The sequence below is a fragment of the Pseudovibrio sp. Ad13 genome, assembly GCF_001623225.1.
Taxonomy (GTDB): domain Bacteria; phylum Pseudomonadota; class Alphaproteobacteria; order Rhizobiales; family Stappiaceae; genus Pseudovibrio.
The window spans coordinates 656,447-677,963 of record NZ_LMCC01000002.1 but is presented as its reverse complement, the minus strand read 5'-3'; the positions used below and the strand labels follow the sequence as shown (position 1 = coordinate 677,963).

Sequence of the window (21,517 nt, the reverse complement as noted above, 5' to 3'; positions counted from 1 at the left end):
TCTCAGGCATCATCCTTCAACATGGATTTTGGCCCAAGCGGGTGATCTGCATGGGGATACGGATGATGATGGTGATCATGTCCGTGGTCATCACCGTGATGATGGTGGTGTCCATGCCCGTGGCTGTGGTCATGGGAGTGACTATGCGCATGATCGTGAGCATCCGCGCCCTTGCTGTCGCACTCTCCAGTACACGTCACATCACACAGCTTGCATTCAGCTTCATCACCCAAGCCTTCCACGTGGTGGTGATGGCTCTCCTGTGGCAAACCGATCTCAGCCTCAAACCCAAGAACCTGTTCTCTGTACTTACAGAGCTGGCAGTTCATGTTGTTTGAACCCTGAACAATCTCCGTCACACGCTCCTGCATGGTGTCGATGACCTTCGGGTGATCGTTCAGATAGCCTGCTTTGATAAACTCAATATCTGGGTGGCGTGCGGCAACTTCATCGGTGAAGTTGTAAATACGCTGTACAAGAACGCCAGTGAACAGGAAGTATGGGAACACAACGATACGCTTGTAACCAAGCTTAACAGCATGCTCCAGCCCCGGTTCAACGAGCGGGAAGGTTACGCCAGAATAGCATGTTTCCGCCCAACCAAAGCCGAAACCTTCCCACAACATGCGGGTGATTTTGGCAACGTTGGAATTTGCATCCGGATCTGATGCACCACGGCCAACTACCATAAGCAGGGTTTCTTCCGGCTTTACATCAGGACCAGCTGCATCGATGGCTTCCTGAATGCGTGCGCCTGCAGCCTGTACCATGCGTGTATCGACGGCCAGTTCGCGGCCATATTCGATGGACACTTCAGGATGTTTGGCCTGATAGGTGTTGAGCACAGATGGAATATCGTTTTTAGCGTGTCCAGCAGCAAACAGCATGCCTGGAACTGCAAGAATGCGGGTGCACCCCTGCTCGCGCAGATTGTCCAGACCTGAATGGATCACTGGATTTGCGAACTCAAGGTATCCATAGTCCACTGGAAGATCCGGAAATCTCTCACGCATACCTTTTGCAAGGCGGGCAAATTCGGCGACTGCACCTTTGTTTCGACTGCCATGTCCGCAGATCATGACGCCGAGTTTTTCTTCTGTTTTTATTGTCATTATGCTGGCTCTGCTTCTGTACCATCTGGGGAGAGAGCACCATCGCTCTCAGCATTTTCAGGCGAGTTCTCCTCAGAGGAAGAGGATCGTTTTTTTGCTTTGGCAGCCAAACCAGCGATGATTGCAGCGCCGGTGACTGCGGCTACGCCAATCCAATGGCTGTGGCCAGCAAGCTCACCCAAATGTCCCGCATGTGCAAAGGCAGCAGACGAGGAAAGCCCCATCACTCCTGCGAGGAGCGCGGGCTTCAAAAAATAAGACATGTTCTATCTCCAACATGCAGCGGTGCCTTCCATTGCCACTGGCAACAGGGGTTTATCGCTGTCATTTAAGGAGACGTCGCAAAGACAATAGATGGACCAACGAAATAGAACATCAACCGCGCACTATAAGTCCGCAGCTTCACACATTATTTCGTCAGACAGCTTCGATTCTGGCCCCCGATGTGGGTCGACCGCCCCCGAAATCCATTTCAGTCCGTCACGGGACGCCGTCCATAGTTTTACGAGGAGCAAGCTAGTTGGCGACCCTGGAGATAGCAAGATGATAATTTGCGCAATTGGTCGATACCAGAGGTTTTCTTAGGTGCAAAAATACGGGTAACTTGATCGAAGTGTTTGACTTACACCTACATCTGGCATTGCTATTATAGGCAGGGCCCTAGCCTATCACAGGGGTCGCTTTTGTGGAGAATGCGTTATGAAAAAAGAGCTTGTCCTCACCGTTGTTGCCGATGACCGCCCAGGTCTGGTTGGTGAAATCTCCAAGGTGGTTGCTGATCACAAAGCGAACTGGATCGACAGTTCCCTCTCGCGTCTGGGAGGCCAGTTTGCGGGGATTGTTCGTGTGCATGTTGAAAAAGCACAGGCAGCAGACCTTTCAGCAACTCTGACCAAGCTTGAGTCTGTGGGGCTTACCATTGGCATTCACGTTCACAACACGGGTGATGCGCCAGCAGGTGCTCATGCGCTTCTTCATATTCTGGGACAAGATCAACCCGGCATGATCAGTCGTGTCTCCAGCGTGCTGGCAGATCTTCATGTGAGCATCGAAACTCTGGAGTCACTGGTTGAACCGGGTTCCATGAGTGGTGATCTTATGTTCCGCGCAAATGCTCGCATTATTATTCCGCCACATCTGTCGCCGGCAGAAGTCTCTGAAGCATTGGAAGGTATTGCGGCTGATCTGATGATTGACGTTGAACTCAATGAGGCAGCAGTAGAAGAGGACTGATCTCTTACACGCATCACGTTGTTCTCAGATCTCTCCCGGGTAATTACGTATTTACCCTCGATCCCTACCGGGATTTACGCTAGATATGGCTGTTTGGTTCAATTCCCGGGGAAGATCTGATGCAAGACACTGTTCGGACGATTACAGCGCTTCGCGGCCATGTATTCCAATTTAGCGGCGATCCGTTCTGCGATAATCCGGCAGAGGCACTGACAGACTGGTCTGATGGGCTGGTTGTTACAGAAAACGGTAGGATTACCGCAGTTGGCGACGCGGCAGAGCTGATTAAGACGCTGCCAAGTGATGCTGTTGTTCATGATCACAGCGGCAAATTCATTCTACCGGGCTTTGTGGATTGCCATGTTCATTATCCGCAGACAGAGGTTATTGCTTCCTACGGCGCTCAGCTGATCGAGTGGCTCAACACTTATACCTTCCCAGCTGAAGCCAAATTTGGCGCCATTGACTACGCGCGCCGTGCTGCCGACGTTTATTTGCAGCAAAGCTTTTCAAACGGCATCACCAGTGCTTCCGTTTACTGCACCATTCATCCTGAGTCCGTGGATGCGCTGTTTGAGCAGGCTGCGCGATACAACATGCGCATCGCTGCCGGTAAAGTCATGATGGACTGCAACGCGCCAGAAAACCTGCGTGATACGGCGCAGACAGGTTATGATCAATCCAAAGCATTGTTGGAGAAATGGCATGGGCAGGGTCGTGCGCTCTACTCCATAACTCCCCGCTTTGCACCAACGTCTACTCCTGAGCAGATGGAAGCGACCGGAGCTCTCTGGAAAGAGCATCCTGAAGCTTTGCTACAGACCCATACTTCTGAGAACCGTCAGGAACTGGAATGGGTGGGAGAGCTATATCCTGAGCATCCTGATTACGTTGGCGTTTACGAGCACTTTGGCTTGCTGGGAAAGGGCTGTGTGCTTGGGCATGGGATTTATCTGAATGACCGTGAAAAAGCGCTTATTCATGAAACCGGGACATCAATTGCACATTGTCCAACCTCAAACACTTTTATTGGTTCTGGCTTGTTTGATGTGCGCGGTTCTCATTTTACACATGAGCCAATCACTGTAGGGCTGGCAACAGATGTGGGTGGTGGCTCCAGCTTCTCCATGCTGACCACAATGCGGACGGCCTATGAGGTTGCCCAGTTGCAGGGCTACTCATTGCACCCGGTACAGGCCTATTATCTGGCGACGGTTGGTTCAGCCAAAGCGCTTTATCAGGAAAACCAGATCGGTAACATCAAAGTGGGTATGGAAGCGGATTTCGCTATTATTGACCCGCTCTCAACACCACTGATCCGCCACCGTATGGCTTACGCCAATAATGTGATTGAGCAGCTGTTTATTCAGATGATCCTTGGCGATGATCGTGCGATTGCAGCGACTTATGTGGATGGTAAGCGGGTCTATTCTCAAGCGGGATAACACTATGATCAGAGCTGGTGATTGCATCAGCTCTGTTTTTCACTGTTGAAGGCACCAGTGCCTTTTCCAAAGTACATGAAGGACAGCAGGTAGCACAGCAGAGTGACAGCTGCTGCGGCGCCGAATACGTACTCATAGCTTTCAGTGAAAAGGAAGATCGAACTAGAGATGGACATTCCTATTGTGCCACCCAACATTTGAGATGTGATCATCACACCACTCGCCTGTCCCTTCTTCGTTAGCTCAACTGAGTCCACTGATGACTTCATTGATGGCAGAAACAACAATGGCATTGCCGCTCCCCATGCGAGAAGCGCGGGGAGCAGCAACCAATAGTTATCCTGTGAGATAAAGGCTGTTAGCCACAGAGTGGAACTGGACAGCACCAGCAGCCCCCACATGGCCGGCGTACGAACCCAAACTTATCGACGCAAACACCACTCAAGCCCGCCGTTGCTGCATTCATCACGACTGCCGACATCAATGCTAAACCTGCGAAGAACGGAGCAAAGCCGAGTTTATCCTGAAAGTACAAAGCTCCAAAAATGAACATTGCAATCTTGGAATATTGCGCCTGAAAGACCACAAATGCCGCAACTGCGAAGGAAGGCTTCTTGAAGAAACGCACTTGAATGAGCGGCGCTTTTATATGCAGTTCATTCCAGAGGAAGATGGCTAGCGCGGACACCCCAACAACAAATGACAAGACGATATCTCTTGATGTCCAACCCCATTCCGGCGCTTGCATGATGGCCAGAACGAAGAAGAAAAGCCCCACAAGCAATGTGGTAATGCCGAGCCAGTCAAATGAGTAATCCGAAAGACTTTTATCCTGTCCGTGAGCAATGCGTCCTTTCAACGGAGCAAATGCAATTACCAGACAAACAATCAGAACAAAGGGTGGGTTGATCCAGAAAATCCATCGCCAAGAGAAATAACTCGTGAAGTAGCCGCTCACGAGTGGCCCCGAAGACAGAAAGATAGTGGCGATTGAGCCGAACACGCCTAATGCAAAACCTCTGCGTTCGGGTGGGAATATGCGTGAAATAGCAACAATGGGCAGAGGGAACATGATTGCAGCGCCACCCCCCTGCACGACACGTGCGCCTACGAGGAAGCCTCCGTTTGGCGCAAAACCACAGGCCAGCGACGCCAGACCGAAGATGATCATGCCAGAGAGGATGAGGTAATTGATGTTCACCAGATCAGCGAGCTTGCCACCCAGAGCCACCAAAGCTGCGAACATCAACAGATAGGAATTCACCACCCAATGGGCTTGAGTGAGTGTCATACCAAACTCTTCTGAGATGGTTGGCAGAGCCAGACTGACGACTGTTTCATCCAACAAAGCGAGCCCAAGGATGAAACTCATTGCAGCCAGCAGCACCCACCGATGCACGACGGATGGCATGCAAGTATCTTGGGGTGGATGTTGGAGTAGCTCCGTCATAGGCACTAGCACCTCACAGGCCAGAGCCGACAGGCACAGCCAATTTCAAGAGTTTCTAGCTATCACAGAGGAAGGAAGACACCTAAGAGCGTACTTTGGTACACGCTTAGCAGGGTGCTAAGGCTCAAGAGACAATTATGCCGATCTCTCGAGCCTCAGCTTCGTTAATTCTGGTTTTTATTCACCCAGAGCAAGACCTTCGCGGCGTGGATCTACGCCACCTTGCAGGCCATCTGCCGTGATCACAATTCCATGAAGGCCCGAATTGAGGTCGCGAATATTGGTTTTGTAACCCATAGCATCCAGAGCTGGTTGCAGCTTTTCAGCGGCGGTGCCCTTCTCGAGGTCATAGGTACCAAAGCGATTGACCAGATGCGGCATAGAAATCGCCTCCTGAATGTTCATTCCCCAATCCAGGTTCGCAACCAGTGTTGTTGCAACATAGCCAATGATGCGGCTGCCGCCCGGAGACCCAACAACAACGAATGGTTTGTCGTCCTTCATCACGATTGTCGGAGACATAGATGAACGTGGACGTTTGCCCGGCTCAACGCGGTTCGCAATCGGCACACCGTCACGATGCGTACGGAAAGAGAAGTCCGTCAACTCGTTGTTGAGCAGGAAACCATTTGTCATCAAACGTGAGCCAAAGCCGTTCTCAATTGTGGTCGTCATGGAAACAGCATTGCCGTTTGCATCTACGATTGAGAAATGACTGGTTGATGGCAGTTCAATGCTCTCATCGTCAGCCAGCAACAAGGCGTGATCCCAGGTTGGGTTCCCCGGCACCACCTGCTCTTTTGACAATGCTTTGTCACCACTCAGCAACTCTGCGCGCTCTTTGAGGTAAGCAGGCGCAACAAGGCCTTTGGTTGGCATTGGCACATAATCACTGTCCGCCATGTAACGACCGCGATCAGAGAAGGCGAGACGGGATGCATCACCAATCAAGCGCCATGCATTCGGATCGCCTGAGTTCATGGAAGGCAGGTCATAGCTGTTGAGCTGACCGAGGATTTGACCAACAGTCAGAGCGCCAGAGGATGGTGGGCCCATGCCACAAACTTCAAAGGCGCGGTACTCTGCACAAACAGCGGCACGCTCTTTGATTTGGTAGTTTGCCAGATCCTCAAGAGCCAGTTTACCCGGATTGCCCTTAGCAGACTGAACAGTCTCAACGATGGACTTTGCAATATCTCCGGAATAGAAACCGTCCGCTCCATTTTGAGAAATTGCAGTCAGTGTCGCTGCATACTCTGGGTTTTTGAGCAGGTGCCCAACTGGCAAAGGAGTGCCACCCGGCAGGAAGTAGTTTTTCGTTGTTTCGAAACGAGAGAGGCGCTCTTGATCATTGGTGATCAAAGCGTTCAGGCGTGGCGAAACTTCAAAGCCGTCTGTTGCGAGTTTGATGGCAGGTGCAACCAGATCTGCCCATGGCAGAGAGCCCAATTTCGCATGAGTATCATACAGCAGCTTTACTGTGCCTGGCGTTCCTACAGATAGGCCGCCAACAACTGCATCATAGAATTTGAGCGGTTCGCCGTTTTCGTTTTGAAACAATTCTGGTGTTGCGGATACAGGCGCTGTTTCACGACCGTCATATGTGGTCAGCTCGCCCGCTTCTGCGTCGTAATAAACGAGGAAGGCACCACCGCCGATCCCGGAGGATTGAGGTTCAACCAATCCCAACATGAGCTGCACAGCGACCATTGCATCAATGGCATTTCCGCCAGCTTTCAAAACATCAAAACCCGCTTTTGATGCATGAGGGTTTGCAGCAACCACCATAAACTTCTGCGCGGTTACCATTTGCTTGTCGGAGATTCCGCTTGCCATTTCCGGCGCAATACTGTCCGCCGCCTCCTGCGCTTGCGCAGGTAAAGCAAGCCCTGCTGCCAGTACGGCAGAGACCCATAGTTTCTTCATTATTTTCCCTCCTGAAGCGGGCAAATTCCCGCTGATTAGACTAGCTCTTCAAATTCACTTTCATTCTTCAATGCAAAATCCAAAATTCCACGCACATGTTCCGTGGTGCTATCAACGACCGGAGCTGAAATATCCTCCTGTCCCACCAACAGTCCAAGCTCTGTGCACCCCAGAATGACACTATCTGCACCCTGGTCCTGTGCTTTTCTGACAATCTGCAAGAGTGTGCGGCGAGAATCCTCATTAATCTGGCCCCGACACAATTCATTATAGGCGATGTCATGGACGACGGCTTGCCCTCCATTGTCAGGGATCACTACCGATAATCCGTAGGTATCCTGCAATCTTCTGATGTAAAAATCCTGTTCCATAATGTAGCGCGTTGCAAGCAAAAGTGGTTTCCTGCGCTTTACCTTTTGAATGGCATTCGCAGTTGTTTCAGCAATATGAATGAATGGGATCGTCAAACCATCCTGGATGTAGGAGGCGACTTTGTGCATTGTGTTCGCACAGATCACAATGCAATCAGCACCGGCACCTTCTAATTTCAGCGCCGCCTGTTTTAGCAGGTTACCCGCTTCTTCCCACTCTCCGTGAGCAAGAAGCAACTCGATCTGAGAAAAATCAAAAGACCATAAAACCAACTCAGCAGAGTGGAGTCCGCCAAGCCGTAAACGTGTTTGCTGATTAATCAGTCTGTAATAAGTAGCAGTGCTCTCCCAGCTCATTCCTCCTAATAAGCCAATCGTTTTCATATATTCCTCGACATACAATACTCGTCGTAGGAACTATGTTGGCAAATTGCGCCGACTTAGAGAAGGTCGTTTTTTGTGCAATTGAGCTGGGAGACCTAATTTAAGGCACTCTGCAGGTGATGTCCTCGCCGTCTTTCGCTTCACAACATGACCATTCGGTGTAATCTTCCAGGCATGCCTCACCACCTACAGAGCGGCGATTGCAGAGCTTATTCGTCTGGAAGGTGTAGCGATCATCCGCATCGATATCAGTAAATCTATGAATGGGTCCGTTGGGAGCCTCCGGTCCAATTGTGACCTGAACTTCGCAGAGTTCGGTATCAGTGGTATCCAGAGTGATAGATGTCGCATTCGCTTTCTGACCTAGCGCTAACACTAGGAAAAGAGCCGAAAATACGAAGAGGCCAAACCAGAGGGGGCGCTTAAAACACAGGGACATTATCTTCACCTTTAGTATTTTTCTATTAAAATTGAATAGAAATTACCTATTCAATTCCGAGGTAAAGGTAGCTATCGCCGGTAAACTTAAGCCGCAAAGTGGAAGATGAATTTTCATAAGATTACAGTAAAGTAACCTAGGATAATTCTATTGCCACTTAGTCATGTTCACGCCGGGATCAATTCCTAGTGTATTAATGCCGCGAGCAGCAATTTCTTTGAGCATATCCGCTTTGTTTTGCATATCTGCATAAAATGGAGGCACCGGCGGTGCGATAATTCCACCCATCCGAGTCACCTTGAGCATCGCCTCCAAATGCCCCTCATGCAAAGGTGTCTCACGCGGGACGAGAACCAACTTGCGGCGCTCTTTGAGCACAACATCAGCAGCGCGTGTGAGCAGATTATCCGAGAACGAATAGGCCACACCTGATAGTGTACGCATGGAGCATGGCGTGATGATCATACCGTCAGTGTGGAACGAGCCGCTTGCAATAGCGGCTGTCATTTCATCAGGTGTGTAGGTGATGGATGCAAGTGCTTTGAGCTGCTCAACACCATCCTTGCCAAGCTCATGTTGGACAGAAGCAACGGCTCCTTTTGAATGCACCAGATGCGTTTCGACACTCAGCACTTTCAGGATTTCCAGCGTTTTCAGAGCAAGTTGAGCTCCGGATGCGCCCGATACTCCGACAATGATACGCTTCGTCATGCAGCCTACTCACTTCCTTCAGGAGAATTCTTTATCTCTGAAGGGGTGATAGCATCCTTTGGTTGATCCTGGTTTTGTTTTTTAGGCAAGCCACCGGGGAACAGTTCATCCCAGCGATCTTCAACCTTCTTGGTCAGCTCTTCCGGCATACGCATCACTTCTGGCCAGTCAGTGCGCGTTTCTGATCCGATTTTGGTCGTTGCATCAATACCAAGTTTGCCTCCCAGACCCTCCAAACCAGATGCAAAATCCAATGTGTCGACAGGCGTGCGATCCAGAACAACGAGATCACGAGATGGGTCCATGCGGGTGGCAACGGCCCACATCACATCGCTCCAGCTTCTGCAGTCTATGTCTTCATCAACGGTGATGATCAGCTTGGTCATGGTGAATTGAGGCAGCAGCGACCACATGCCCATCATCACGCGGCGTGCCTGACCGGGATAACTTTTTTTGATCTTGAGAACTGCAATTCGATAGGAACACGCCTCAGGCGGGAGCCATAGATCGACGACCTCTGGAATTTGTTGTTTCAGCAATGGCAAGAAAACATCGTTCATGGTTTCGGACAGGACTGCAGGTTCGTCTGGCGCTCTGCCGGTGAAGGTGCTCATGTAGACTGGATCCTTGCGGGCGCGGATACCCGATACTTTGAAAACTGGGAACTGATCAGGGTCGTTGTAGTAGCCGGTATGGTCCCCGAATGGGCCTTCCTCAGCTGTTTCTAATGGCTCCGCAAAGCCCTCCAGAACAATCTCAGAGGATGCTGGCACATGCAGGTCAACGTGCTTACATGGGATCAGCTCTGGTCGTCCACCGGACAAGACACCGGAAATCATCAGTTCGCTGACATCGGAGGGTGTTGGTATGACAGCTGACAAGATTGTTGCAGGATCTGCGCCGATGACCACGGCAACCGGCATACGCTCGCCACGCGCTTGCCAGAGGCGATGGTGGGCTGCTCCACCACGCATGGCGAGCCAGCGCAGGATTGCTTTGTCTTTGCCGATGACCTGCGCACGATAGATACCCAGATTGTATTGAGAGGGATCATCTTTCCCCGGAGGACGTGTGATGACGATGCCCCATGTGATCAGCGGGCCAGCATCGTTTGGCCAACACATCTGCACTGGGAACTGTTCCAGATCAACCGGCATGTCTATCAGTGGAGATGATCGCAAGCGTTTTGGACGAGCTGCCCAGGCTGCTTTGGCAACAGGCAGCGCATCGATGAAGCCTTTCAGGCCCTTTGGTGGTTGCGGCGAGCGAAGATAGGCCAGAAGTTCACCTAGGGCCGGAAGCTCATCTGGTGCACAGCCGAGCCCTAGAGCGACGCGCTCTCGCGTGCCGAACACATTGGTCAGAAGCGGCATATTGCTGTGCGTTCCCGAACATGTGATCGTATTATCAAACTGAAGCACGGGACCGCCCTGCTCAATCACCTGACGATGGATTTCTGTCGCTTCAAACTGAGCTGAGACCGGCGCCTTTACTCTCACAAGCTCCTGCTTTGCTTCCAATACATTGAGAAAGCTGGAGAGTGTCTCGAACTTCTTTTCGGTACGCCAATACATGCCAATTCCAGATTACTAGGCAAACTCGGGATCTGTTCGCTGGGTTAACACACATTTGAAGGGTGTTGTCGCTCTGGTCCTTGACCTCCATCAATGATGAGTTCCGCTAGGATTAATAGGAGAGGATACTGATCAGTGGAGATTAAAGTATGTTCTTTAAACCGGACCGAGGCCTGTTTCCTCCTGCCCTGCAAAAAGCTCTCGGCATATTGCCGGTTCCTCCGCTTGGCTTTGCTCTGACCCGAGCTGTGCGTCGGCTTGCCCATAATCGCCCAGACCTCTTCGAGCGTTTGGACACATACAAACGCACGCATTTCATAATCGACCCGATTGATATCCCGCATGTCTTCCGCATGATTCCGAATGGCGAACATGCAACGGTTGAGATGTTCAAGCGTAAAGATGCGCCTGATGGTGCGGCGCGTATTTCTGGACCACTCATCGTCCTGTTAGGGCTGGTTGATGGCACCTACGATGGTGATGCCGTTTTCTTTACCCGCGATCTGGTGATCGAAGGTGACACGGACGCTGTGCTTGCGCTTCGCAACACCATGGAAGAAGCCGACCTCTCTCCTGCTGAGTTCCTTGGTTTCAATGGTCGCCCACGTGAAGTCGTGGATGGAGCGACCAACAAGACATTAGATCATCTGCGCCGACTACTCGACGCACCAACTGCCACTTCCTGATTGCCGCTGCAGGGTGAAGGCGCCCTGCGCGAACCAAGTGGTTCACTCTGTTATTTTCTGGAAGGTGTTTTATGCTTGGACAGCGCAACGATAATAATCCGTCACTGGAGCTTGTTTGCCCAGCCGGTACACCAGCTGCTCTTAAAGCCGCCGCAGAAGCGGGCGCACACAGCATTTACTGCGGTTTGCGCAACGAAACCAACGCTCGTAATTTCCCCGGTCTGAATTTCTCTGAAAAGGAACTGAATGCCGGGGTTCGCCTCGCTCACAAGCACGGTTCGCACGTTCTTGTTGCTGTGAACACGTTTGCCCGGGCGGGTGACACACACATCTGGAAGCGCGCGGTTGATGCTGTTTCTGCGTCTGGTGCTGATGCGATCATTGCTGCCGATATTGCAGTGCTTGACTACGCACAAGAGAAGCATCCGAACCTGCGTCTGCACCTTTCCGTACAAGCTGCTGCGGCAACACCAGAGTCCATCAGCTTTTATCAGGACACCTTTGGCGTGCAGCGTGTGGTTCTTCCACGTGTCATGTCCGTTGAAGAAATCGTCAAGCTCAATAAAGAGGTCACGGTCGAGACTGAAGTCTTTGTGTTTGGCGGCCTATGCGTGATGACGGAAGGGCGCTGCGCTTTGTCTTCATACGCTACAGGCAAGTCTCCAAACCTGACTGGCGTTTGCTCCCCTCCAGGCGATGTTTCTTACGACGAGGACGGCAGCAATCTTTATGCCCGTCTGGGCGGCTTTACCATTGATGGTTTTGGTGAAGGCGAAACTGCTGGATACCCAACGCTTTGTAAGGGACGCTTTAAAGCAGAGGGAGAGACCTCCTACCTGTTTGAAGACCCAGTTAGCCTGAATGCTGCAAGCTTGTTGCCGCGCCTTCAAAAAGCAGGTGTGACCGCAGTTAAGATTGAAGGTCGCCAGCGCGGTAAAGCCTACATTTCACAGGTAGTGAAAGCCTTCCGTGCAGCTGTTGATGCCATGGATGCAGGCGGCAATGCGGAAGAAGAAGTTTCAGCCATGTTGAGCGCAATGACAGAAGGTGGACGCGAAACCACCGGCGCCTACAAAAAGATCTGGAGATAAGGACCAATCATGAGCAAGATCGAACTTTCCATTGGTCCTAACTTCTTCAACTGGTCCAACGAAAAACTCGTCGACTTTTATGCGCGTGTAGCAGATGAAGCTCCTGTTGAGCGCGTTTACATTGGCGAAGTTATTTGTGGCAAACGCATGCCGTTTAACGACAAGGTGTGGCCTGAGATTTATGAGCGCCTCACCAATGCAGGTAAAACAGTTGTCTTCTCAACGATTGCGCTGCCCGTCACCATGCGTGATCGTAAGTCCATCAATGCCCTTTCAGCAGATTGCGAACTGGTAGAAGCTAACGATATTGCGAGTGTTCATAAACGCTCTGGTGAACCTTTCGTTGGTGGACCGTTCCTCAACATCTACAATGAGCAGACAGCGAAGGTTCTCATAAACCTGGGTATGGAAACGTTCTGCCCGCCCGTTGAACTGCCGATCAAGTCTGTTGAAGCGATTGCGCAGGCTCTGCCAGATCTTACCATCGAGCTGTTTGCATTTGGTCGTCTGCCACTGGCCGTCTCTGGTCGCTGCTACCATGCACGCGCTCACAAGCTGCACAAAGATAACTGTCAGTTCATCTGCGACCGTGATCTCGATGGCATGGACGTAACGACACTGGATGATCAGAAGTTCCTTGCAGCGAATGGTATTCAAACACTGTCTCACAGTGTTCAAGCCATCACGCTTGGCCGCGACGAGCTTTTGACAAAAGGCGTTGGCCGCTTGCGTCTTTCACCGCATGATATTGATATGATTGCGATTGCCAAGATCTATCGTGATCTCGTTGACGGAAAGATTGAAAGTGCCGAGGCCGTAGCACGTCTGCAAACACAACAGCTGCCAGGTGCGCTGGCAAACGGATATGTGACTGGAAAACCCGGGCACCTTTGGGAAGCAGACTAAGATTTCAGGAAAGGCGGGGCTTCGGTCCCGCTTTTAGTTTGACGGAACCATTCCGCTCATCACGTCAAAGATCATTTTACAGATTTGCTCTGCTGCCTCAGCACGCAAGCTTTTCTGAAATTCGACAGCTTCCGCCGCTTTGCCTTCTTTGATAAACTTCAACAGCTCCCAATGCTCCTGAGCGGAGTTGACAGGGGCACCATGCGCTTTCAGCAGCATGTTGCGCGCGCGTTGCGATCTGTCCCAGAGCTGTAGGAAGACAGTTTCCAGATGCACGTTGCCGCTAAACTTGACGACATCCTCGTGAAACTTCTTGTCAGCAGATGTCCAAACGCTGAGGTCTCCACGTTCAAGTGAAAGATCCATCAGGGTGACAGAGTCCTCAAGTGCACGTGCCTGCTTTTCGCTGATTGGCTTTTCAGCAAGCTTGCGAATGGCAAGCCCTTCAACAACTTCAAGGATCTCGTAGATCTCCGAGATATCGCCGACAGTGATTGGAAGAACGCGCATACCCTGACGCGGGCGCATTTCCACGAGCCCGTCCTTCTGCAGCATTAGCATGGCCTCACGCACTGGCGTACGGCTCATTTCCAGCTGGGTAGCCGCTTCCTGCTCAAGCACCTGCGTACCCGGACCGAGCCGGTTTTCGAGGATTGCTTGCTTCAGTTTGCGATAAGCGATGGAGACGTTAGACGTGGACGAAGGCATTTCCAAAAGGTGAGTTCGAGTAAAGATCGTTTTTCTCTATCACCCCCCTTCTGCATTGTCGATATTTCCGCTAAGTCATGATAAATTGCATTGCACATATAAAATTAATTTTATCTATAGAACCCATAGGGTTCGGCCATTTACTCTAATCAGAATTGATTATTTAAAACCATGCTTAATCCGTGGGTTATCCCTGCCAAAACGTGACTGCGTAATACACAAACAGATATCGGGCCACTTTGCCGATTGCGACCAGCACCAGAAAGTTTATGAATTTCATGCGCAAAGTGCCGGCAATGAGTGTGAGTGGGTCGCCAATAACTGGCACCCATGCGAGCAACATTGAGGCTTGTCCGTAACGCTTAAACCAGCGCACAGCTTGCTTGAATTGATGTTCTTTTACCGGGAACCACGATCGATCTTTATAGTGAGACAAAAAACGTCCGCAATACCAGTTGAACACTGAGCCGGCGACATTGCCCAGCGAAGCCGATGCAATCAAGATTATCGGATCCCAGCCCCCCGCTAGTAACAAGCCGCTGAGAACTGCCTCTGATGAGCCCGGAGCTAACGTGGCAGCTAGAAATGAAAACGCAAACAAGCCGCCATAAACACCAAGAGCCACGAGCATCTTAAGAAAAACTCCAAATCACTTGAGCAGTAATATTTCACAGTATATTGAGCCGCCCCTCCGTACAGGTTATGAAGGGGCTCGTTTTTGCTTGAGCGCATTTTTCCGATTGATTGCAGCTAATTAAACGAAATGCGCTGAAGGAGCTCTATGCTAAGACAAACAGTTCGGAAATAAGGCATTCCGACTAGTTCTGGGGGAGAACATGGATAAGCAACAGAAAATAAGTGTTGTTGACATGCATACAGGTGGCGAGCCGCTTCGTATCGTGACCGACGGCTATCCGGAGATCCCCGGCGAAACCATTTTGGCAAAGCGTCGCTATGCACGTGATAACCTTGACCACCTCCGACATTTTCTGATGTTTGAGCCACGTGGTCATTTCGATATGTATGGCGCGATCCTCGTTGAAACGTCTCATCCAGATGCTCATTTTGGTGTACTCTTCATCCATAATGAAGGTTACAGCACCATGTGCGGTCATGCCGTGATCGCTCTGGGCCGTTACGCAATTGATCATGGCTTGGTTGAAGCTAAATCACCCGTCACTGAAGTGCGCATCGAATGCCCTTGTGGTTTGGTTGTTGCTTCTGTGGAGGTCGACAACGGTGTCCCTGGTGCAGTCTCCTTCGATTCCGTGCCAGCATTCCTTCATTCCCGCGACGTGACGGTTGATGTGAAAGGCCTGGGTGAACTGACCGTCGATGTCTCCTATGGAGGCGCATTTTATGGTCTAGCGCCTGCTTCTGCGTTTGGCTTGGATGTACAGAAATCCCGAACACGTGATCTGGTTGATGCTGCAAACGCTGTAAGCGATGCTATTCGTGCAGCAGTGACGCTTCAGCATCCGGATGATGCTGATCTTGCATTCCTGTATGGAACTATCCTGACAGATGGCAATGACGCTTACAGCGCTGACCCAACTGCGAACATCTGCGTGTTTGCTGACAGCCAGGTAGACCGCAGCCCAACCGGGTCCGGTGTAACCGCGAGATTGGCTGCACAAGCCGCGAAGGGGCTGATTAACACAGGGCAGACGCGGCGATTTGAGAGCCTGATTGCAACAAGCTTTGAAGGCACTTATTTCGCGGATGCCAACTGCGGACCACATGATGCAATCATCGCACAGGTAGCAGGCAAAGCACATTACAGCGGAGAAGCAACCTTCTGGCGGGAAAATGATGATCCTGTTGGAAACGGCTTCCTACTGAGATAACTCTCTGTAGTTTTTCAGGTTTCGATCAAGTTTCGAAAAGTGACAGGCTCCGCTTTCCCATCAGAGAGCGGAGCCTATAGGTTTTTGCTGGAAATAGTTGCGGGTTAAAGCTAGAAAATACGAAGAAATTCAAAAAGATAACCGAAACTTTTCGGTAGCAATCGGGGGTGATCAGCAATGGCAGTTGATCCTAAGCGTTTTCTGAGAGACCTGTTTCATGCGGCCATTGAGTCTGCTCAACCGGAAAAGTGCATCCCGAAGTTTTTGCCTGACACGCCCAAAGGGCGGCTCATCGTTATTGGTGCGGGGAAAGCCTCCGCAGCCATGGCACGGGCCGTGGAAGATAACTGGGAAGGCCACCTCAGTGGTCTGGTAATCACACGTTACGGCTACAACGTTCCTTGCAAGTCCATCGAGATTATTGAAGCAGCGCATCCAGTGCCTGACGAAGCAGGATTGGCTGGAGCCAAGCGTATGTTGGAGCTTGTTTCCGATCTTTCTGCTGATGACACAGTTCTCTGCCTCATTTCTGGTGGTGGTTCCTCGCTCCTACCTTTGCCGTTTGAGGGGCTTTCGCTGGAAGACAAGCAGTGCATCAACAAGGAGCTGTTGCGGTGTGGCGCTACGATCAGCGAAATGAACTGCGTGCGGCGGCATCTCTCGCAGATCAAAGGCGGGCGTTTGGCTGCAGCGTGCCATCCTGCCAAAGTGATCAACCTGCTGATCTCCGACGTTCCCGGTGATGATCCGGTTAACATTGCATCAGGTCCAACGGTTGCTGACCCGACCACCTGTGCCGATGCTCTGGCGATTGTGGAGCGGTATAAGATCCAGCTTCCAGAAAGAGCGCTGGAGATTCTGGAAGACGGCGCCGGTGAAACACCTGATGACAGCGATCCACGCCTCAGTCCTATCGAGACACATATGATCGCTGCTCCGCAGTTGGCGCTGGAAGCAGCTGCATCTATTGCCGAGAAGCAAGGTGTTCCAGCGTACATATTGGGTGACAGCATTGAGGGCGAGGCCACGGATGTAGGTGTTGTGATGGCCGGGATTGCAAAGCAGGTTGCCTCTCATGGGCAGCCATTCAAAGCGCCATGCGTGTTGCTTTCCGGTGGTGAGACGACTGTGACGATCAAAGGCAATGGTCGTGGCGGACGGAATGTGGAGTTCCTTCTTTCACTCGCGGTTGCTTTAGATGGCCAGCTGGGCGTCTACGCGCTTGCTGGAGATACAGACGGTGTTGACGGGATTGAGGAGATTGCAGGGGCTTACTGTGATCCCTCTACCCTACAAAGAGCCTGGGACAAGAAGATCAATCCGCGGCTGTCACTTGCTGACAATGACGGGCATGGGTTCTTTGAGGCAATTGGCGACAGCGTCATCACCGGCCCTACTCTGACAAACGTGAACGATTTTCGTGCGATCTTGATAAGATAGTGCCCGAAGCTCTTTAAGTCTCTGCGAGCCTCGGGCAACAAATTAAGGACCCCAGGCTCTGACGCCCTCAACTTTTATTGGACGAACGCGAGCACATCCCTGACTCATAAGGATACGTTCAACATCTGCATTCGAATATTCACGACCTTGAATCGCAGGAACTCTAACAGTCCATGGACCTGCCGCCGCTACAGGGTTCTCACCTTCAATCCGTGTTCTGTTAGGCAGACATCCCAAGATATAGTTGCGCATGGTGTCTACAACTGGGTTACGCCCCCTGCCACCAAATCGGAATTCAAGTACGTGATCGGATGCAGCATACGCAGGTGTTGTTGGCATCGCTGTCAGCCCAGTTACAATAATCAGCGCTGTAATGTGGCAATATTGTCTTAGTTTCATTTTTTTCTTCTTTATTCTGTTTAACAGACAGAAGCATTTTGCTTCGCAAGCTAAGACGAGTAACGCTGACTTTTGTGAAACTAGATAAGCTTACAACACGTCAATACGGTTTCAGATAATGTAGATCATTCGCAATATCGATCAGATCGTTCAGGTGAGTAGACGTTTAAGCACCTCTCATCCATAATTGCATGATGCTTGATACGCTCAGTGACATCCTCACCCGCCTTTCCGTCAAAGGCACGCTTTACTTCCGCACCTCTTTTACGGTGCCGTGGGGCGTTGCCGTGCCTTCCTTTGAGAATGTAGCCCGCTTTCACTTTGCCCACCGAGGAGATTGCATGGTGCGGGTGAAGGAGACCGGCAAGAAAGTGTTGCTCGCTCAAGGTGACTTACTGATCGTTCCTCATGGTGCCGCGCATGACATCTATTGCGGGCGCTCTGAAGAGGAAGTCATCCTGCCGCTGGATCGTGTTCTGGAACTTTCCGGTTACAACGGTGAAGGTGTGTTGGTTTACGGCGGGGAGCAGGATGAACGTGAGACGCAATTAATTTGTGGTCACATCTCGCTGGCTCGCGATGCTCGCCATCTCATCTTTGATCAGCTGCCTGATTACATCCATATATCAAACTATGGTGAAGCTGCTGGGCGTTGGATGGAGGCTACACTGCGGCTGATCGGAGATGAAACGCATGGCACGCGCCTTGGCGGTGATCTGATCGCATTAAAGATGACTGAGGTTTTGTTTGCTCAGGCACTGCGCAGTTTCATTGAGCAGGAAGGTGAAAAGCACCTCGGGCTTGCCGGGTTTGCTGATCCGCAGTTGAGTAGAGCGCTGGCAGCCTTTCATAAGGCTCCTGCGCACGAATGGAGCGTAGAGGGTTTGGCGCGGGAGGCAGGTCTTTCGCGAACAGGGTTTGCGACGCAGTTTTCCAGCAAGATGGGTCTTACGCCCATGCAATACCTGACCAGTTGGCGCATGCAGATTGCTCAGCAGGGCTTGGTTGATGATCAGATGAGCGTGTCTGAAGTGGCAGCGCTTGCCGGATATGCTTCTGAATCTGCATTTACGCGGGTTTTCAAGAAGGAAGTGGGTATAACACCAGCAGCGTATCGCACATCTCATTGAGAGAAATCAGCTCAATTGTTCCATATTGATATCCATTCTGAACGATCTGCATATTTCTTTGAACGTCCTGAAATTGAGCAAAACGGGGGCTTCTCCTAATCTGACTGTGCCCAAAACGAAAGACCGACACAGTCAAAAAGGAACCCTGTCATGTCCCTCCGTTTCGTTACAAAAAGCATCCATGCTTATCTGGATTATCCCGTTGCCTTTGCGTTGATCGGTTTGCCCTTCATTCTTGGTCTTGGAGCAGCCAACCCATTGGCGCTTTGGCTATCTGTTGGCACAGGCACAGCAGCGTTGATCTTGACGCTTTTGACAGATCATCAGTTCGGTGTGCTCCGTGTGCTGCCTTACAGTTTACATCTGGCCGTTGATGGAGCGGTTGGAGCGCTATTCCTGTTGGCCCCTTTCCTCTTCGGCTTTACCGGCCTGGACGCCACTTACTACTTCGCAAACGGCTTGGCGGTTGCGATTGTTGTGAGCTTGCACAAACCAGAGACTGAGATGGCAACGGCTTGAGGCGAAGCCCTCCACGGCTTGCCCAGCCAATAAACCGCAGGTGTCTGAAAGAGGCCTGCGGTTTGTTATGTTTTTGCTGAGGCTCTCGCCAATGCAGGTTCCGAATAGCCTTTCCAGAAACTGTACTGTGTCAGGAACAAGCCAACGCGATAAATAAAGTCCGCGAAAATTACACCTGCCAATCCGTAACTCATTGAGGCGCCGAATACATAAGCCAGCGGTAAGAATACAAGCCATTGCGTGATTGCTGAGACTGTCCAGGCTCGCCCGAACAGTTGGGCACCTTGCAGAACATAATTCATCACTGCTCCCGCAATGTTGATTGGCAAGATTAAGCAGGAGAGAGTGAACACCATAATGAATTGCGGTTCATCCAATGCTTCTCCCAACAAAAGGAGCAGGACGTCCTCAGAGAGCACCATGACGAGCAGAGCGTAGATGACAATTGGGTAGGCCGCGCCTGAGATCATCTTCAGGCCAACTTGTTGAGCTCCTGACAGGTTTTTAGCCCCAACTGCCTGACCTACCTGACTGATCGCCACGCTTCCCAAGGCATTTGCCATATAAATCGGGATGAGTGTTGCTTGCGTGATAACCTGATAGACAGCCAGAGCTAGAACGCTCAGATGCCCGACAATCCAATAGCTTGAGAAAATGCCAAGAGCATAGATTGTGCTTTGGGAGGCTGACAGGAATGCCTTCTTCAAAATCTCAGCAACCAGAGGCAGAGATAGTACTCCAAGCATGAGTTTTTGCTGCGAGATCGCTTGTAGCGCTGCTGACACATAGAACACCGCTGCAAGCGCGAATGCGATGAAGGTGCCGAACCCAACTCCTGAAATTCCCAGTTTAGGAGCTCCAGCCCAACCAAATGCCAGCATGACAGTTGCAACTGCATTCACAATTTGCGTTCCAATGCCGATGTAGGAGACGGTCCACGCTTTGCCGACAGCAATAAGGAGGCCACGGGAGGCACCGCACATATAATAAAACGGCGTCGCATAGAGGAGGAATTCCAGGTATCGCCTTGAGGCTTCTCTGACTTTAGCGTCCGGATTCATGAAACTGAGTATGTCTTCGAGAAAATAGATTGAAGCTGCTGTAAGCAAGAGGCCAAAGCTTACGCCCAAGATCAGGCAGACCACAAACGCGTCCAGCACTTCATTGTTTTCTCGACTGGTCAGAAATCCAGCAGTGAAGGATTGGATTGCGATGGAAAAGCCGTTGGAGAATGAAAACAGGACATAAAACATCATGCCGCAGATGCCGACTGCGGCAACAGCGGGTGCACCGAAATAGCTGGAGACGTAAGTGTCTGTCCAGTTGGTGAACAAGGCAGCGCTGCCAGTGAGGAAGAGCGGTAATGCCCGCAAATACATATGCTTAAACGAAATCATCGAAGTATGGATTACCGGAGAAAAGGTAGGAACTTAACTTAGCCAGCATACACCGTTCCCATGAGGGTGATAGATGAAAATAAGTAATTCAACCTATACTTTACCTTAGCTCTCGACCTGCCTCCGTTTTTCTACATTTTCTGAAAGTAACTGTTCCGATCAGCACAGTATCTCCTCTGTAGAAGTGCCAATCTCAACTGCATTGAGATCTTCATTCCAAGATCTCTTCCACTCATGGTGAGGAGTATGCCATGGCTGAGACGACTGCATTTGATGAGTTGGTTCGGGCGTTTTCGTCCAGTTTTGATCTGGACCTGCCAGAGCCGTGTAATGGTGCCTATTTCTTCTGCGTCGATGAGCGCAGTCATCTGATTTTGTGCCAACATCATGAGGATTTTATCATGATGGCACTGACGAGTGGTCTGCGCAAGGTTGACCTTTCTGCTGACCAGGCTCTCATGCTTTTGAAAAGCAACGGCAACGCATTCACTCAGCCACATATCATCGCGTCGATCACCGGACAGCGCGTTTCTCACTGGACTGAGGTTTCTACGGGTGGTGGCGTTGAGCTTATGCGTAGAGCGTTTGATCTGCTGCTTGATGCAAACGCACGACTGGAGCGCGCGCAGCCTTCTGCTGAAGAGAGCGCAGACGATGTAATCCATGTGCCTTTGCCCAAGTACGGCTCAGACATGGTGATCATTGGTTCCTGATCACTCTGACAAATCAATGGAATTTACTGTTTTCAC

Annotated in this window: 23 protein-coding genes; 10 read left to right on the top strand and 13 right to left on the bottom strand. The window is 51.0% G+C overall.

Annotation, left to right across the window (positions count from 1 at the left end; genetic code table 11):
• Positions 1-2: 2 nt before the first annotated feature.
• Together PsAD13_RS04000 and PsAD13_RS03995 are read right to left on the bottom strand one after the other, a co-directional pair.
• On the bottom strand, positions 3-1,112 hold the full coding sequence (locus PsAD13_RS04000) for a sirohydrochlorin chelatase (RefSeq protein ID WP_063317314.1): 1,110 nt from the start codon (positions 1,110-1,112) through the stop codon (positions 3-5).
• On the bottom strand, positions 1,112-1,375 hold the full coding sequence (locus PsAD13_RS03995) for a DUF6732 family protein (protein ID WP_063286606.1): 264 nt from the start codon (positions 1,373-1,375) through the stop codon (positions 1,112-1,114). The genes PsAD13_RS04000 and PsAD13_RS03995 overlap by 1 nt, the downstream gene beginning before the upstream one ends.
• 436 nt (positions 1,376-1,811) lie before the next feature.
• On the opposite strand from PsAD13_RS03995, the gene PsAD13_RS03990 reads away from it, so the two are divergent.
• Both PsAD13_RS03990 and guaD read left to right on the top strand, forming a co-directional pair.
• A complete protein-coding gene (locus PsAD13_RS03990) occupies positions 1,812-2,345 on the top strand; it encodes an ACT domain-containing protein (RefSeq protein WP_063317313.1) in 534 nt (177 codons plus the stop codon).
• A gap of 119 nt (positions 2,346-2,464) precedes the next feature.
• A complete protein-coding gene (gene guaD, locus PsAD13_RS03985) occupies positions 2,465-3,790 on the top strand; it encodes a guanine deaminase (protein WP_063317312.1) in 1,326 nt (441 codons plus the stop codon).
• A 26-nt stretch (positions 3,791-3,816) separates the two neighbouring features.
• On the opposite strand, the gene PsAD13_RS28025 is transcribed toward guaD, so the two are convergent.
• The 7 genes from PsAD13_RS28025 to PsAD13_RS03955 all read right to left on the bottom strand — a co-directional run bounded on the left by PsAD13_RS28025 (position 3,817) and on the right by PsAD13_RS03955 (position 10,645).
• On the bottom strand, positions 3,817-4,191 hold the full coding sequence (locus PsAD13_RS28025; RefSeq protein WP_244275093.1) for an MFS transporter: 375 nt from the start codon (positions 4,189-4,191) through the stop codon (positions 3,817-3,819).
• On the bottom strand, positions 4,149-5,201 hold the full coding sequence (locus PsAD13_RS03980; RefSeq protein WP_208986403.1) for an MFS transporter: 1,053 nt from the start codon (positions 5,199-5,201) through the stop codon (positions 4,149-4,151). Before PsAD13_RS03980 ends, PsAD13_RS28025 begins: the two co-directional genes overlap by 43 nt.
• A gap of 216 nt (positions 5,202-5,417) precedes the next feature.
• Positions 5,418-7,166, bottom strand: coding sequence for a gamma-glutamyltransferase (gene ggt / locus PsAD13_RS03975; protein WP_063317311.1), 1,749 nt, complete (start codon positions 7,164-7,166; stop codon positions 5,418-5,420).
• 35 nt (positions 7,167-7,201) lie between these two features.
• The gene (locus PsAD13_RS03970; RefSeq protein ID WP_057461654.1) at positions 7,202-7,921 is read right to left on the bottom strand and encodes an aspartate/glutamate racemase family protein; all 720 of its coding nucleotides are present in this window, start codon (positions 7,919-7,921) and stop codon (positions 7,202-7,204) included.
• A 100-nt stretch (positions 7,922-8,021) separates the two neighbouring features.
• Positions 8,022-8,360 (bottom strand): hypothetical protein, encoded by a 339-nt coding sequence (locus PsAD13_RS03965; RefSeq protein WP_057461653.1) that lies wholly within the window; start codon positions 8,358-8,360, stop codon positions 8,022-8,024.
• Between the two features lie 147 nt (positions 8,361-8,507).
• Positions 8,508-9,071 (bottom strand): UbiX family flavin prenyltransferase, encoded by a 564-nt coding sequence (locus PsAD13_RS03960; RefSeq protein ID WP_063317310.1) that lies wholly within the window; start codon positions 9,069-9,071, stop codon positions 8,508-8,510.
• Between the two features lie 5 nt (positions 9,072-9,076).
• Positions 9,077-10,645, bottom strand: coding sequence for a UbiD family decarboxylase (locus tag PsAD13_RS03955; RefSeq protein ID WP_063317309.1), 1,569 nt, complete (start codon positions 10,643-10,645; stop codon positions 9,077-9,079).
• Between the two features lie 149 nt (positions 10,646-10,794).
• Between PsAD13_RS03955 and PsAD13_RS03950 the strand changes: the two genes are divergently transcribed.
• The 3 genes from PsAD13_RS03950 to PsAD13_RS03940 all read left to right on the top strand — a co-directional run bounded on the left by PsAD13_RS03950 (position 10,795) and on the right by PsAD13_RS03940 (position 13,328).
• Positions 10,795-11,331 carry an SCP2 sterol-binding domain-containing protein gene (locus tag PsAD13_RS03950; RefSeq protein ID WP_057461648.1) on the top strand — a complete coding sequence of 179 codons (537 nt, stop codon included), beginning with the start codon at positions 10,795-10,797 and terminating at the stop codon, positions 11,329-11,331.
• 71 nt (positions 11,332-11,402) lie between these two features.
• Positions 11,403-12,422 (top strand): peptidase U32 family protein, encoded by a 1,020-nt coding sequence (locus PsAD13_RS03945; protein WP_057461646.1) that lies wholly within the window; start codon positions 11,403-11,405, stop codon positions 12,420-12,422.
• Positions 12,423-12,431: 9 nt separating this feature from the next.
• The gene (locus tag PsAD13_RS03940) at positions 12,432-13,328 is read left to right on the top strand and encodes a U32 family peptidase (protein ID WP_063317308.1); all 897 of its coding nucleotides are present in this window, start codon (positions 12,432-12,434) and stop codon (positions 13,326-13,328) included.
• A gap of 33 nt (positions 13,329-13,361) precedes the next feature.
• Here PsAD13_RS03940 and PsAD13_RS03935 read toward each other — a convergent pair whose 3' ends face one another.
• Together PsAD13_RS03935 and PsAD13_RS03930 are read right to left on the bottom strand one after the other, a co-directional pair.
• A complete protein-coding gene (locus tag PsAD13_RS03935; RefSeq protein WP_057461644.1) occupies positions 13,362-14,036 on the bottom strand; it encodes a GntR family transcriptional regulator in 675 nt (224 codons plus the stop codon).
• A 187-nt stretch (positions 14,037-14,223) separates the two neighbouring features.
• Positions 14,224-14,667, bottom strand: a complete 444-nt coding sequence (locus tag PsAD13_RS03930; protein ID WP_063317307.1) for a YqaA family protein — start codon at positions 14,665-14,667, stop codon at positions 14,224-14,226.
• Between the two features lie 205 nt (positions 14,668-14,872).
• On the opposite strand from PsAD13_RS03930, the gene PsAD13_RS03925 reads away from it, so the two are divergent.
• Positions 14,873-15,883 (top strand): proline racemase family protein, encoded by a 1,011-nt coding sequence (locus tag PsAD13_RS03925; RefSeq protein ID WP_063317306.1) that lies wholly within the window; start codon positions 14,873-14,875, stop codon positions 15,881-15,883.
• Between the two features lie 177 nt (positions 15,884-16,060).
• A complete protein-coding gene (locus tag PsAD13_RS03920; RefSeq protein ID WP_063317305.1) occupies positions 16,061-17,323 on the top strand; it encodes a glycerate kinase in 1,263 nt (420 codons plus the stop codon).
• Between the two features lie 42 nt (positions 17,324-17,365).
• Here the strand turns inward: PsAD13_RS03920 and PsAD13_RS27535 are convergent, their stop codons facing one another.
• Entirely contained in the window at positions 17,366-17,722 is a 357-nt protein-coding gene (locus tag PsAD13_RS27535; RefSeq protein ID WP_153040837.1) for a hypothetical protein, read from the bottom strand.
• 194 nt (positions 17,723-17,916) lie between these two features.
• Between PsAD13_RS27535 and PsAD13_RS03915 the strand changes: the two genes are divergently transcribed.
• Both PsAD13_RS03915 and PsAD13_RS03910 read left to right on the top strand, forming a co-directional pair.
• Positions 17,917-18,852 carry an AraC family transcriptional regulator gene (locus PsAD13_RS03915; RefSeq protein WP_063317389.1) on the top strand — a complete coding sequence of 312 codons (936 nt, stop codon included), beginning with the start codon at positions 17,917-17,919 and terminating at the stop codon, positions 18,850-18,852.
• A 150-nt stretch (positions 18,853-19,002) separates the two neighbouring features.
• Positions 19,003-19,371, top strand: a complete 369-nt coding sequence (locus PsAD13_RS03910) for a hypothetical protein (protein ID WP_063317304.1) — start codon at positions 19,003-19,005, stop codon at positions 19,369-19,371.
• Between the two features lie 65 nt (positions 19,372-19,436).
• On the opposite strand, the gene PsAD13_RS03905 is transcribed toward PsAD13_RS03910, so the two are convergent.
• Positions 19,437-20,768, bottom strand: a complete 1,332-nt coding sequence (locus PsAD13_RS03905) for an MATE family efflux transporter (RefSeq protein WP_063317303.1) — start codon at positions 20,766-20,768, stop codon at positions 19,437-19,439.
• A gap of 251 nt (positions 20,769-21,019) precedes the next feature.
• Here PsAD13_RS03905 and PsAD13_RS03900 point away from each other — a divergent pair, with 251 nt between their 5' ends.
• Positions 21,020-21,481 carry a hypothetical protein gene (locus PsAD13_RS03900; RefSeq protein ID WP_063286593.1) on the top strand — a complete coding sequence of 154 codons (462 nt, stop codon included), beginning with the start codon at positions 21,020-21,022 and terminating at the stop codon, positions 21,479-21,481.
• Positions 21,482-21,517: the final 36 nt, after the last annotated feature.

Excerpts from the sequence above, each read along its gene's own strand:
- ggt (WP_063317311.1), bottom strand. The coding sequence starts at position 7,166 with ATGAAGAAACTATGGGTCTCTGCCGTACTGGCAGCAGGGCTTGCTTTA.
- PsAD13_RS27535 (WP_153040837.1), bottom strand. The coding sequence starts at position 17,722 with ATGAAACTAAGACAATATTGCCACATTACAGCGCTGATTATTGTAACT.
- PsAD13_RS03970 (WP_057461654.1), bottom strand. The coding sequence starts at position 7,921 with ATGAAAACGATTGGCTTATTAGGAGGAATGAGCTGGGAGAGCACTGCT.
- PsAD13_RS03940 (WP_063317308.1), top strand. The coding sequence starts at position 12,432 with ATGAGCAAGATCGAACTTTCCATTGGTCCTAACTTCTTCAACTGGTCC.
- guaD (WP_063317312.1), top strand. The coding sequence starts at position 2,465 with ATGCAAGACACTGTTCGGACGATTACAGCGCTTCGCGGCCATGTATTC.
- PsAD13_RS03980 (WP_208986403.1), bottom strand. The coding sequence starts at position 5,201 with ATGCCATCCGTCGTGCATCGGTGGGTGCTGCTGGCTGCAATGAGTTTC.
- PsAD13_RS04000 (WP_063317314.1), bottom strand. The coding sequence starts at position 1,112 with ATGACAATAAAAACAGAAGAAAAACTCGGCGTCATGATCTGCGGACAT.
- PsAD13_RS03990 (WP_063317313.1), top strand. The coding sequence starts at position 1,812 with ATGAAAAAAGAGCTTGTCCTCACCGTTGTTGCCGATGACCGCCCAGGT.
- PsAD13_RS03960 (WP_063317310.1), bottom strand. The coding sequence starts at position 9,071 with ATGACGAAGCGTATCATTGTCGGAGTATCGGGCGCATCCGGAGCTCAA.
- PsAD13_RS03955 (WP_063317309.1), bottom strand. The coding sequence starts at position 10,645 with ATGTATTGGCGTACCGAAAAGAAGTTCGAGACACTCTCCAGCTTTCTC.
- PsAD13_RS03945 (WP_057461646.1), top strand. The coding sequence starts at position 11,403 with ATGCTTGGACAGCGCAACGATAATAATCCGTCACTGGAGCTTGTTTGC.
- PsAD13_RS03920 (WP_063317305.1), top strand. The coding sequence starts at position 16,061 with ATGGCAGTTGATCCTAAGCGTTTTCTGAGAGACCTGTTTCATGCGGCC.
- PsAD13_RS03915 (WP_063317389.1), top strand. The coding sequence starts at position 17,917 with ATGCTTGATACGCTCAGTGACATCCTCACCCGCCTTTCCGTCAAAGGC.
- PsAD13_RS03925 (WP_063317306.1), top strand. The coding sequence starts at position 14,873 with ATGGATAAGCAACAGAAAATAAGTGTTGTTGACATGCATACAGGTGGC.
- PsAD13_RS03905 (WP_063317303.1), bottom strand. The coding sequence starts at position 20,768 with ATGATTTCGTTTAAGCATATGTATTTGCGGGCATTACCGCTCTTCCTC.
- PsAD13_RS03935 (WP_057461644.1), bottom strand. The coding sequence starts at position 14,036 with ATGCCTTCGTCCACGTCTAACGTCTCCATCGCTTATCGCAAACTGAAG.
- PsAD13_RS03950 (WP_057461648.1), top strand. The coding sequence starts at position 10,795 with ATGTTCTTTAAACCGGACCGAGGCCTGTTTCCTCCTGCCCTGCAAAAA.
- PsAD13_RS03965 (WP_057461653.1), bottom strand. The coding sequence starts at position 8,360 with ATGTCCCTGTGTTTTAAGCGCCCCCTCTGGTTTGGCCTCTTCGTATTT.
- PsAD13_RS03995 (WP_063286606.1), bottom strand. The coding sequence starts at position 1,375 with ATGTCTTATTTTTTGAAGCCCGCGCTCCTCGCAGGAGTGATGGGGCTT.
- PsAD13_RS03910 (WP_063317304.1), top strand. The coding sequence starts at position 19,003 with ATGTCCCTCCGTTTCGTTACAAAAAGCATCCATGCTTATCTGGATTAT.
- PsAD13_RS28025 (WP_244275093.1), bottom strand. The coding sequence starts at position 4,191 with ATGTGGGGGCTGCTGGTGCTGTCCAGTTCCACTCTGTGGCTAACAGCC.
- PsAD13_RS03930 (WP_063317307.1), bottom strand. The coding sequence starts at position 14,667 with ATGCTCGTGGCTCTTGGTGTTTATGGCGGCTTGTTTGCGTTTTCATTT.
- PsAD13_RS03900 (WP_063286593.1), top strand. The coding sequence starts at position 21,020 with ATGGCTGAGACGACTGCATTTGATGAGTTGGTTCGGGCGTTTTCGTCC.